Source organism: Noviherbaspirillum denitrificans (genome assembly GCF_002211445.1).
Taxonomy (GTDB): Bacteria; Pseudomonadota; Gammaproteobacteria; order Burkholderiales; family Burkholderiaceae_D; genus Noviherbaspirillum; species Noviherbaspirillum denitrificans.
On the sequence record NZ_LSTO01000001.1, the window covers coordinates 478,548 to 490,480 of the forward strand.

Annotated in this window: 9 protein-coding genes; 1 reads left to right on the forward strand and 8 read right to left on the reverse strand. The window is 64.3% G+C overall.

The window, feature by feature from the left end; all coding sequences use genetic code 11:
• The 7 genes from AYR66_RS02410 to AYR66_RS02440 form a co-directional block, all read right to left on the reverse strand.
• On the reverse strand, positions 1–347 hold a 347-nt coding region (locus AYR66_RS02410; RefSeq protein ID WP_206047027.1), incomplete at its 3' end, for a CHASE3 domain-containing protein.
• Complete coding sequence (locus AYR66_RS02415) at positions 344–2,866, reverse strand: sensor domain-containing protein (protein ID WP_088706192.1); 2,523 nt, start codon at positions 2,864–2,866, stop codon at positions 344–346. The genes AYR66_RS02410 and AYR66_RS02415, both read right to left, overlap by 4 nt.
• Before the next feature lie 5 nt (positions 2,867–2,871).
• Positions 2,872–4,533, reverse strand: a complete 1,662-nt coding sequence (locus AYR66_RS02420) for a methyl-accepting chemotaxis protein (RefSeq protein ID WP_088706193.1) — start codon at positions 4,531–4,533, stop codon at positions 2,872–2,874.
• Between the two features lie 84 nt (positions 4,534–4,617).
• A complete protein-coding gene (locus tag AYR66_RS02425) occupies positions 4,618–4,818 on the reverse strand; it encodes a hypothetical protein (protein ID WP_088706194.1) in 201 nt (66 codons plus the stop codon).
• 480 nt (positions 4,819–5,298) lie between these two features.
• On the reverse strand, positions 5,299–6,993 hold the full coding sequence (locus tag AYR66_RS30330; RefSeq protein WP_088709561.1) for a methyl-accepting chemotaxis protein: 1,695 nt from the start codon (positions 6,991–6,993) through the stop codon (positions 5,299–5,301).
• Between the two features lie 216 nt (positions 6,994–7,209).
• A complete protein-coding gene (locus tag AYR66_RS02435; RefSeq protein WP_170942038.1) occupies positions 7,210–7,434 on the reverse strand; it encodes a DUF2798 domain-containing protein in 225 nt (74 codons plus the stop codon).
• A gap of 18 nt (positions 7,435–7,452) precedes the next feature.
• Positions 7,453–7,941, reverse strand: a complete 489-nt coding sequence (locus tag AYR66_RS02440; RefSeq protein WP_088709563.1) for a DUF2938 domain-containing protein — start codon at positions 7,939–7,941, stop codon at positions 7,453–7,455.
• A 153-nt stretch (positions 7,942–8,094) separates the two neighbouring features.
• On the opposite strand from AYR66_RS02440, the gene AYR66_RS02445 reads away from it, so the two are divergent.
• A complete protein-coding gene (locus AYR66_RS02445; RefSeq protein WP_141104003.1) occupies positions 8,095–11,625 on the forward strand; it encodes an EAL domain-containing protein in 3,531 nt (1,176 codons plus the stop codon).
• Between the two features lie 61 nt (positions 11,626–11,686).
• Here AYR66_RS02445 and AYR66_RS02450 read toward each other — a convergent pair.
• Positions 11,687–11,933, reverse strand: a 247-nt coding sequence (locus AYR66_RS02450; protein WP_141104144.1) for a diguanylate cyclase domain-containing protein, incomplete at its 5' end; no start/stop codon positions are given.

Consider the following 11,933-nt stretch of genomic DNA (forward strand, 5'->3'; position numbering starts at 1 on the left):
TCTTCGAAGCGGTCGATTTCCGCGGGCGTGCGGCCGGCGAGCGACGCACGGCGCACTGTTTCCTGGCTTTCGAGGTGCGCGAGCGCCTTGTGATACGGCTCCAGGAAGGACTCCTGGCCGGTGATGATGAACCCGCGCTGGCCGGTCTCGGCATCCTTCATCAGCGACAGGGCTTCGGAGATGACCTGGATGCGCGCCTCGGAATCAAGCAGCGCTTCCTGCAATTGCGCCGCCTTTTCCGCCGTCATGAAAGGCACGATGGCAGTGGCCAGCATGACCAGCACCGCGACGGCGATGAGCGCCTTGATTTTCCCTTCGATACGCATGGCCGCCTGGGCCGCCGTCATATCTGCCATTCCGGCGGAAGTTCGCTTGGCACATGCATCGAGAGCAGCGCGCCGAAGGCCGCGGGCTCCACCGGCCGGCTGAACAGGTAACCCTGCATGCCGTGGCAGCCGTGCTGGGCGAGGAAGCGCTGCTGCTCCGTCGTTTCCACGCCTTCCGCCACCACTTGCAGGCGCAGGCTGTGGCCCAGCGCGATGACGGCGCGGGTGATCGCGGTGCCGCCTTCGTCGAGGCCGATGTCGCGGGTGAACGACTGGTCGATCTTGAGCGTGTCGATCGGGAAGCGCTTGAGCTGTGACAGGCTGGAATAGCCGGTGCCGAAGTCATCGATGGAAAAGCGCACGCCGAGTTCGCGCAATTCCTTCATCACGCTGACCACATGGTCGGGGCGGTCCATGATGACGCTTTCGGTGATCTCCAGTTCGAGCTGGTGCGCGGGCAGTCCTGTCTCTTCCAGCACTTGCCTGACCTGCGTCGCGAAGCAGCCGTGCTCGAACTGCTTGGCCGACACGTTGACCGCGACCACCAGAGCGCTCCCGGCGTCGGCATTCCATTCGCGCGCCTGGCGGCAGGCCTCGCGCAGCACCCACTTGCCGATGTCGATGATCTGGCCGGTCTCTTCCGCGATCGGAATGAAGCGCGCCGGCGAGACGATGCCCAGCTCGGGATGGCGCCAGCGCACCAGCGCTTCCATGCCCTTGATGCGGCCGCTGGCGAGGTCGAGCTGCGGCTGGTAGAACACGCGGAACTCGTTGCGCGCGAGCGCCTGGCGCAGGCTGCTTTCGATCAGCAGGCGCTCGGTTGCTGCCTGGTTCATTTCTTCGCGGAAGAACTGGAAGCGTCCGCCGACGGCCGCCTTCGCATGGTGGAGCGCGACGTCGGCATTCTTGAGCAGGACATCGGGCACCTTGCCGTCGGAGGGGAAGACGCTGATGCCGATGCGCGCGCTGGCGCTGACTTCATGCCCTTCCAGGTCGAACGGCCTGGCGAGGGCGCCGAGCAGGCGTTCGGCCATGTCGGCGGCGTCCTGCGCGTCCTGGATGTCTTCCACGATCACCGCGAACTCATCGCCGATGTGGCGCGACAGCGTGTCGGATGCGCGGATCATCGGCTGCCAGCGTGCCTTCACGCGCAGCAGGAGCAGGTCGCCGATGCGGTGACCGAGCGAGTCGTTCACATGCGACAGGCGGTCGAGGTCGATCAGCAGCACCGCGATGCGGCTGTTGCGGCGCTCGGCGGTGTAGATCGCCTGCTGAAGCCGGTCGCGCAGCAGCGCACGGTTGGGCAGGCCGGTGAGCGCATCGAAGAAGGACAGCTGCTCGATGCGGTCCTGCGCGATCTTGTAGTGCGAGATGTCGGAAAAGATGCCGATGTAATTCACCACCTCGCCGGCCTCGTCGAGGATGCGCTTGATCGACAGGTGTTCGGCGTACAGCTCGCCGGACTTGCGCCGGTTCCAGATCTCGCCGCTCCAGCTGCCGGTGGCGTCGACCTCGCGCCACATCGCGGCGTAGAACGTGGCGTCCTGCAGGCCTGAGCTGAGCAGTGCGTGCGTCTTGCCGACGACCTCATCCTCGTCGTACCCGGTGATCGCGCAGAAGGCGGGATTGACCTTGACGATGCGCCGCGCGGCATCGGTGACGCTGATGCCCATCGTGGAATGGTTGAATACGGTGTCGGACAGCCGCAGCTCTTTCTCGATCTTCTTGTGCGAGGTGATGTCGGTGTAGGTGGTGACGAAACCGGCCAGTGCGCCGCCCACATGCATCGGCCGGCCGCACACGAGATGGACCTTGCCGTTCGGCCGGGGACGCTCGAACTGGTGCTCCCTGAATTCCAGGGCGAGTGTGCGGAAGCGCGCCACGTGCGCTTCAGGATCGCCCGGACCGTATTCCCCTCGCTGCGCCGGGATGCGAACGAGGTCGTCGAAACAGGCGCCCTCGGTCAGCACCTCCGGCGGGAAGTTGAGGACTTCGACCATGCCTTCGTTCCAGTGGCGCAGGCGCAACGTTTCGTCGAAGACGCTGATCCCCTGCGGCATGTGCTGCAGCACCGCCTTCAGGTAGGCGCTTTCGCGCGCCAGCGCATCATGCTTTTCCTGCAGCGCGCCGGCCAGCTCCTTGCGTTCGGTGATATCGGTCATGACACCGCCGAGCCCCACCGGCTCGCCATTTTCCACCGTCACCGTCACCGCATCCTGCAACCACACGGTGCGTCCGTCGGCGGCGATCATGCGGTATTCGAAGTCATGGTTGAGGCCCGCCTCGGTCTGGGAGACGCAGAAGGCAACGACCCGCTCGCGGTCATCCGGATGCACATGCGCGGCCCAGAAGCCGGGCACGCGCCAGTCGGCTGCGGGATAGCCGAGGATCCGCTCGGCGGCGGGGCTGACATAGGTAAACGTGAACGTGAGGGGATCGGCCTCCCACACGATGCCGTCGATGCGGGACAGCAGGTCGCGCAATCCCCCGCGCGGGAGATCGTTCTCGTCGTCACCGGCCCGTGTCGTACGCGCGCCCATGATGCTTACGCCCGCCTGGCGATGCGCGGCAAGGATTTGCGCATCCCTTTGCCCTGCAAAACGCGCAGCGCCGGCTGTTCGGCGGCAGGCGCCGCCGCCACCGCCGCGACCTTGAAGATGCTGACGGCGGCATGCAACTGGTTCGCCTGTTCCTTCAGGCTTTCCGATGCCGATGCCGCTTCTTCCACCAGCGCCGCATTCTGCTGCGTCACTTCATCCATCTGGCCGATAGCCTGGTTGACCTGGTGGATGCCGGAAGCCTGTTCGCGGCTGGCGGCAGCGATCTCGCCGATCAGGTCGGCCACCTGGCGCACCGACACCACGACCTTTTCCATCGTCTCGCCGGCCTGCTGCACCAGCACGCCGCCTTCATCGACCTGCACCACGGAAGCGTCGATCAGCGTCTTGATTTCCTTCGCGGCGCTGGCCGAGCGCTGCGCCAGCGTACGCACCTCGGCGGCCACCACCGCGAAGCCGCGGCCCTGTTCGCCGGCACGCGCGGCTTCCACCGCCGCGTTCAGCGCCAGGATGTTGGTCTGGAACGCAATGCCGTCGATGATGTTGACGATGTCCGCGATCCGGCCGGAGCTGCCCTTGATCGACTCCATCGTGTTGACCACCTGCGCCACCACCTGGCCGCCGTCGGTCGCAAGTTGCGAGGCGTTGATGGCGAGCGAGTTCGCCTGCTGTGCGTTCTCCGCGTTGTTGCGCACGGTCGAGGTCAGTTCTTCCATCGACGCGGCGGTCTCTTCCAGCGAGCTGGCCTGTTCTTCGGTGCGTGACGACAGGTCGAGATTGCCGCTGGCGATTTCGCCCGACGCGGTGACGATGGAATCGGTACCGGTGCGGACCTGGCCGACGATGCCGGCGATGCTGTCGCGCATGCTCTTGATGGAGTACAGCAGGCTGCTCTGGTCATGCGCCTTCAGTTCGACCGGCACGGTGAGGTCGCCGGCGGCGATGCGCCGCGTCACTTCGGCGGTGTAGGCCGGTTCGGCGCCGAGCTGGCGCAGCAGGCTGCGGCCGATCATCGAGCAGATGACGAGCAGCGCGGCGGCCAGCGCCAGCGCGCCGACGGTGAATTCGATCACGCGCGACATGATTGTCGACTCGACGGTGTCCACATAGACGCCGGAACCGACCACCCAGCCCCAGGGCGCGAAACCCTTGACATAGGAGACCTTGGGCACCGGCTGGTCGCTGCCGGGTTTCGGCCAGCGGTAATTGAGGAAGCCGCTGCCATCCGCCTTGACGATCGCCGCCATTTCGACAAACAGCGGCTTGCCGTCCGCGTCCTTCTGTTCGGAGAGGACCTTGCCGTCGAGCTCGGGCTTGATCGGATGCATGATCATCGCGGGCTGCATGTCGTTGATCCAGAAGTATTCCGTGCGGTTGTAGCGCAGCTCTTTCACGGCAGAGAGCGCGGCCGCCTTGGCTTCCGCTTCCGGCATCTTGCCTTTCGACGCCAGCGCCTGGTAATACGCGACAACGCCATGCGCGGTTTCAACTGCCTGGCGCACGCTGTCCTGCCTTTCCTGCAACACGAGCTTGCGCTCGCTGGCGAGGAACAGCACGGTGAGCACGATGATACCGAGGATGGCGCAGGCAGTGAGCGCGCGCAGCTTGGTGGAAATCTTCCAGGACTCGAGGAAATGCAAATTCAACATGGGGTCACCTGTGACAAAAAAGCAGGCCCATGGCGCTGCGTGTTGCTTGTGTGGGATAGAACTTGTGCGAGGCGCGAATGCGCGTCACGGAACCTGGTCGGAATGCCTGTGCCGGTATTCGGCCGAAGGATGGACGAACCAGCGCCCGTCGCGGAACTCGGGCGGCGGATGGATATGCCCCTGCTCGAGCCAGCAGCGCAGGGCATAAGGCGACGGAGCGAAGTCGCCGAATGTGATGCGAGCCCAGTCGCTCGCAGGCATGCATGATGTGGGCAGGGTTGCCATGGTTTCTCCCAGAATGAAGGCGCGTCGGCACCCGAAAGCTTCTTTGCAACCAGGCAGAATGCGATGTGCGCCTTGCCTCGCTGCAATTAGTGTGCCTATGGCTTGATCTGCGTCAATTGGCACTTCAAGGTGTGAACGATGGGTGGAATTTCCCGATCGTAAAAATTTACACTTCCCGACAACGGGAAATTCCTGCAGGCGGGAACGGAGCGCGATAGAAGAAGGGCAAGTATCACTGCGCCGGGAAGCGCGGCCGGCATGGCGTTCGGACGATGTCGTCGGCCATGCCGCCCTGCAAGGAATAGGAGTCAGTCCGACAAGCAAAACTGCCTGGATCTTGTCTGCGAATGCTCTTTTTTGGAGGTCGGGCAGACGGATCAAGGACGTTCAATGCAGGACAAGAATGGCCGGCCATTCTTGTCGCAATGTTTCCATGAGTCAATAAGGATTATCCGCAGGCCGGCCGCACATCAGAACGCCTCAGAACTCCTCCCAGCCGTCCGCGGCGCTGGTCGCCGGCAATGCCGGCGCGCGCCTGGCAGGACGTGCGGGCGCTGCGGTCCGCACTGGCGCAGCCGCCCTTGCCGCAATCACGGGCGCAGGCACGGTGGCCACCGCCGTCGCGTCGATCTTGAACACCTGCACCGCCTGCGCCAGTTCCTCGGCCTGCTTGTGCATGGCGTCGGCGGATGCCGCCGCCTCTTCCACCAGTGCCGCATTCTGTTGCGTCACCTGGTCCATCTGCGCGATGGCCTTGTTGACCTGGTCGATGCCGCTGTTCTGTTCCTGGCTGGCCATCGCAATGTCGCCAATCAGGTTGGCGACGCGTTTGACGCTGGTGACGACTTCCTGCATGGTCTCGCCCGCCTGGTCGACCAGCGCGGAACCGGCATGCACCTTGTCCACCGAGTTGTCGATCAATGCCTTGATCTCCTTCGCGGCGGCGGCGGAACGTTGCGCCAGGGTCCGCACTTCGTTGGCGACGACGGCGAAGCCGCGCCCCTGCTCTCCGGCGCGCGCCGCTTCGACGGCAGCATTCAACGCGAGGATGTTGGTCTGGAAGGCGATACCGTCGATCACGCCGATGATGTCGACGATCTTGTGCGACGATTCATTGATGGCCGCCATGGTGCTCACGACTTCGGCCACGACCGCGCCGCCCTTGCCGGCCACTTCGGAAGCGGCCAGCGCCATGTCGTTGGCCTGGCGCGCGTTGTCCGCATTCTGCTTCACGGTGGAGGTCAGCTCGTCCATCGACGAAGCCGTCTCTTCCAGCGATGCCGCCTGCTGCTCGGTGCGGGAGGACAGGTCGAGGTTGCCGGCGGCCATTTCGTTGGTGGCGGTGGTGATGGATTCGGTGCCGAGGCGGACCTTGGTCACGATGTCGAGGAGGCTGTCCTGCATGGTCTTCATCGCATAGAGCAGGCTGCTTTGGTCCTTCGGCTTGACCTTGACCGGCTGAGACAGGTCGCCGGCCGCGATCCTGCGTGCCACCTCGGCGGCATCCTCGGGGTCGCCGCCGATCGCGCGGTTCATGCTGAAGGCCACCATCAGCACGGCGCCGTTCAGGAAGATGCCGATGATCGCCAGCGCCACGAAGGCGGTCCAGAAATCGCTGATCGCCGCATCGGTCAGGTCGTCGAGGTAAATGCCGGCAACGAAGGACCAGTCCCAGGGTTTGAAGGTCAAGACATAGGAGCCCTTGGCAAAGACAGCCTTCTGGTCCGGATTTCCCGGCTTCGGCCAGACATATTCCACCCAGCCCTTGCCCGGGCCCTTGGCGATATCGGCCATTTGATTGAACAAGGCATTCCCTTTTGCGTCCTTGAAACCGGACATTTCCTTGCCGTCCATCTCCGGCTTGATCGGATGCATGACCATTTTCGGCTCGGACGAGATGACGGTGATGTAACCATCGGCGCCAAAGCGCATGGCCCGGATACGCGCCAGCGCCTGCTTCTTGGCTTCGTCCTCCGGCAGTGTGCCGGCAGCGACCATGGCGGCGTATTCCTTGGCGACCGACAAGCCGATCTCGGTAGCGGATTTCAGCGAATTCTGCCGCTCTTCCAGCCGTCGCTGGCTGGTGTGGTAAATGTCGGTGAGGGTGACCGCCCAGAGGCTGATCCAGCAAATGACCAGCGGGGCGAGGAGCTTGGTGCGAAACGAGAGCTTCATGTTCATTCTAGAGATGACGTTGAAACATGCCGCAGCTGGGTTGGGGATGCGGCATGCAAGGGCAAACAGCGGGAAGGGTAAGTTGCCGGGCTTTCAGAAAACTTACTCTGCGGCAATTTTATGCGAAAGCGGCTGTTCGGAGAGGGGTAGTGGAATGCGTGATTTATTGTTATGCCAAAAAGGCATGACGAATAGACATCATTCGGGCGGCGGATATCAAGCAGTCAGGCGCGTCACGACGCGCCGCACCCAGGGCGCGACAACGGCCACCGTCGGAAACGCTATAGGCCATGTCGTCGCGCAGCTCCTGAGCCATTGCGCGATAAACCCGGCATGGATGCCGCGCGACATGGCGAGGACGAAGGCAGAAACGATGCTGACCATGATGGCCGAGAGCAAGGCGCTGAAGAGGATCGGTGCAAAGCGGGATGGAATACGCATGTCATTCTCCTGGATGAATTAATTAACAAGGAAGCGTGCGGCCCAGCCGGCCGCATACAGGCCGAGGCCAAATACCGCATGGTTGATGAGGCTCTGGATTCGCGCCGTGCCCGGACGCGGCGTCCGGGAAGCGGCAATACCGGCGCCCATGCCGGGCTGCATCAGCAGGAAAGGCGCGGCCACGGTGACGATGCCGGTCAACATTGCCGGTCCGATCGAAGGGTCGCGGAGCCACGCGTCGCCGCAGAAGGCCACGAGGCCGGCGGCGAATGCGATCCCGGTCAGGTAATGCGCGGTCCATCCGATCCAGCGTTCGCCGCGCACCGGCGGCGCCTTCGTGATGGCGTCATGCCGGAAGCGTCCGCGCGGCATGTGGCCGATCCAGCGGCCCAACATGCGGTAGTCAGGCGGCGCGATGCCGAGCAAGGTCTTGCGCGCGATTCCCCATGCATCCATCACCGCCGTCGCGCCGGCGCCAATGACGAGGGCATTTATCAGGTAGCTCATGATCATCTCCATGTGTCGATGGACACAGCGTACGACTTCAAGCGAACTTGAAGTCAAGCGGAAATTGCGGATCTGCAGTACAGGACGCGTTTTGAGCTTTCGCAAGGGCCGGGCCGCCGTGCCTTGTCCGATATCCGAATGGAATGTTCGCGCTTGTGCAGAATCAAACCGGATCACATCGAGACGATTCCACTGCGCACGGTGACGCCCGCCCAACCTTCCACCGCCCGCCGGTCGGTCCGCACCTACCTGACCTGGCTGGTCCTCGCCTGCCTCCTGCCCGGCGTGATCGGCGCAGCCGGCCTGTTCACGTACGAATACAACGAGAGCCGGCGCCAGATCGAACGCGACACTATCCTCACCGCACGCGCGCTGTCGCAGGCCGTGGACCACCACCTGCTTCGTGTGAAAGCGGTCGCGCAGACCCTGGCGCGTTCGGATGCCCTCGCCTCCGGCGACTTCGAGCTGTTCCACCAGCAGGCCCGCATCGTGATGGCCGAGCTGGGCATGGGGACGAACGTGGTGCTGCGCGACGAGGCCGGGCGGCAACTCATCAACACCGGGGTCGACTTCGGCAAGCCGATTACGCCGGTCCAGTCGCCCGAACAGGTACGCGCCGTGTTCGACACCGGGCAGCCGGTCATCTCGAACCTGTTCATCGGGCCGGTCCTCAAGCAGCCGATCGTGAGTATCGACGTGCCGGTGTTCCATGAGGGGAAACCCTACTACGCACTCGGCATCGGCATCCTGCCGGAACATTTCAACAGGATCCTGAAAACCCAAGGATTGCCGGGCGGATGGATCGGCGGCGTATTCGACAGCACCGGTACCATCGTCGGCCGCACGCATTCCCCGGACCAGTTCATCGGCAAGAAAGCCAGCCCGATGCTGCTCCAGCGCATGCTGGCCACCCTCGAAGGCAGCGGTGAAGCCACCTCCGTCGAAGGCATCGCGTTGATGACCTACCACAGCCGCTCTCCCGCGACCGGCTGGACCGTCGCCATCGGCATTCCCCGCAGCACCGTCGACGGCATGCTGGTGCGGGCACTCTGGGTGCTGGCGCTCGGTGTTGTCGTGCTGTTCGCCGCGGGCCTCGCGCTGGCATGGCTGATGGGCGGCCGCATTGCGCGCGCAGTCACGGCGCTGACCGGTCCCGCGGTTGCGCTCGGAGAGGGACGCGCGGTCGACGTGCCGGAGCAGGAAATCCAGGAAACGGAACACGTGGCCGCCGCATTGCGCCGCGCCGGCAAACTGCTGGACGAGCACACGCACGCATTGAATGCGCGCGACGCCGAACTCGCGGAAGCGCATCGCCTCGCAAAGTTCGGCACCTGGCAATGGAACCTGCTCACCGGCGAAGTGTGGACCTCGGCCTCCGTGCCCGGCATCTACGGCCGGCCAGTCCCATCGTTCCCCGAACAGCGCGGCACCCTGCTGCCGGTGGAGTCATGGGAGCGGGCCGCCGCTGCCGCACAACATGCGGTGGAAACCGGAGAAGGCTACAACCTCGACCTGCGCGTGAACCACGGCAGCGGCGAGGTCATCTGGATCAACGCCAGGTGCGAAGCGATCCGCGATGCGCAAGGCCAGGTCACCGGATTGCGCGGCACCGTGCAGGACATTTCGGAACTCAAGCGCACCGAAGAACGCTTCCGCCTGCTGGCGGATAACATTGCGCAGCTTGCATGGATGGCCGACGGCACGGGCAATATTTTCTGGTACAACCGCCGCTGGTTCGACTACACCGGGACCACGCTCGAACAGATGCAGGGCTGGGGCTGGACCGCGGTACATCATCCCGAGCATGTGGAACGCGTGGTGGCCAAGTTCCGCGATTGTTTAAGGTCGGGTACCACGTGGGAAGACACATTCCCGCTGCGCGGCGTCGACGGCCGCTACCGCTGGTTCCTGTCGCGCGCGGTGCCGGAGAAAGACGAATCGGGACGCGTGCTGCGCTGGTTCGGCACCAATACCGACATCACCGAGCAGCGCGAAGTCCAGGAAGACTTGCGGACCTTCAAGTTTTTCAGCGACCACGCGAACGAAATCCATTTCCTGGTCGAAGAACATGGCGCCTTCCGCTACGTCAACGAGCTTGCCTGCGAGCGCCTCGGTTACAGCCGCGAAGAATTGTTGCGCATGACCGTCCCGGACATTGACCCGCGCTACACCGAAGCAGCGGTGCGCGACAGGTTCGTCCGCTCCCGCGAATCGCGCCAGCCATCCTTGGAATCGGCGATCCGGTGCAAGGATGGATCGACGTTTCCGGTAGAGGTCACGACGACCGTGCTCGAGGTGCGCGGCGAGTGGCTGATGTTTGCCGTGGTGCGCGACATCACCGAACGCAAGCTGGCCGAAGAGCGCGTGCGCGAAGCGGCGCTGCATGATGTGCTGACCGGCTTGCCGAACCGTGCGCTCATCATGGAATACTGCGACCGCCTGCTGGCGGCGGCGCAGCGCAACCATATGCGCGGCGCCTTGCTGTTCATCGACCTCGACCGCTTCAAGCCGGTCAACGATGCCTACGGCCATGAAGTCGGCGACCGCGTGCTGCAGGAAGTCGGCAAGCGCCTGGCTACCTGCACACGGCAGGAAGACGTGGTCGGCCGGCTCGGCGGCGACGAGTTCGTGATCGTGCTGCCCTACCTGGACGCCGGGCACCGCGCGGCCCTCGTCGCGCAGCACGTGATCGGCGCCTTGCGCCAGCCATTCCGCGTCGGCGCCATCGAAGTGCTGATCTCGGCATCGGTCGGCATCAGCTACTTTCCCGAGCATGCGGGCAACGCGGCCGAACTCATCCATGCGGCCGACCTCGCGATGTACCAGGTCAAGCAATCGGGCCGCTCGAATTACCAGTTCTACACGACCGAACTGGACGAGCGCGCCGAGCTCGCGCACATGCTGGAAGTCAAGTTGCGCACCGCGCTGCGCGACGGCGGGCTGCGGCTGCACTACCAGCCGGTCGTCGACCTGAAGAGCGGCAAGCTGGTGGGTGCGGAGGCGCTGGTGCGCATGGAAGACAAGGAAGGCGCCGCGATCGGCCCCGACAAGTTCATCCCCGTGGCCGAAGCCACCGGCCTGATCGCCGACCTCGGCGAATGGGTCGCTGCGGAAGCCTGCCGCCAGCACGATGCCTGGCTGCGCGAAGGATTGTCCGCCACCATCGCGATCAATGTCTCGCCGCTGCAGTTCAAGCAGGCGTCATTCACCGACAAGCTGGCGGGCATCATCGCCGGCAGCGGCATCGATCCGTCTTGCCTCGAAATCGAAGTCACGGAAAGCGCGGTCATGGAAAACGTCACCGAAGCGATCGAGATCCTGCAACGGATCAAGTCGCTCGGCGTGAAGGTCGCGCTCGACGATTTCGGCACCGGATACTCCAGCCTGAGCAGCCTCTCCACCCTGCCGCTGGACAAGCTCAAGGTCGACCAGTCCTTCGTGCGCCGCCTCGAGCGCGACCCTGCCAGCCGCGCGGTGACCGAAGCCATCATCACACTTGGCCAGCGACTGGGCCTGGACGTCCACGGCGAAGGGATCGAATCGGAAAGCACGCTGCGCTACCTCGCCGCGCAGGGCTGCGACCAGGCACAGGGTTACTGGTTCAGCCGGCCGCTGCCGCCGGAAGAGTTTGCGCGCTGGGTGAGGGAGAAAGGATTGCGGGACCGGGTGATGGCACGTGGTTAGCAGATCATCCAGATGAATGTGCAGGGTGCGTCCCGCGCACCCTGCAAGTTCTTCCAATTGATCAAGCCCCTGCCGAAGCACTGCCCGGATGGGTGAACAGCACCGCCACCGACGATTCCAGCCCCTTCGCGATCGCAATGCGGTCCTTGCCGGCGCGCTTCGCTTCGTACAGGGCGTCGTCGGCGCGCGCGATCAGGTTCATCGACTGCTCGTTGCCGGCCGTCGTCGCCACGCCGATGCTGACGGTGTACTCCGGCAGATCCATCTCGGACGGCTTGCTCGTCGCCAGGCGCAGGCGGTTGGCGGTC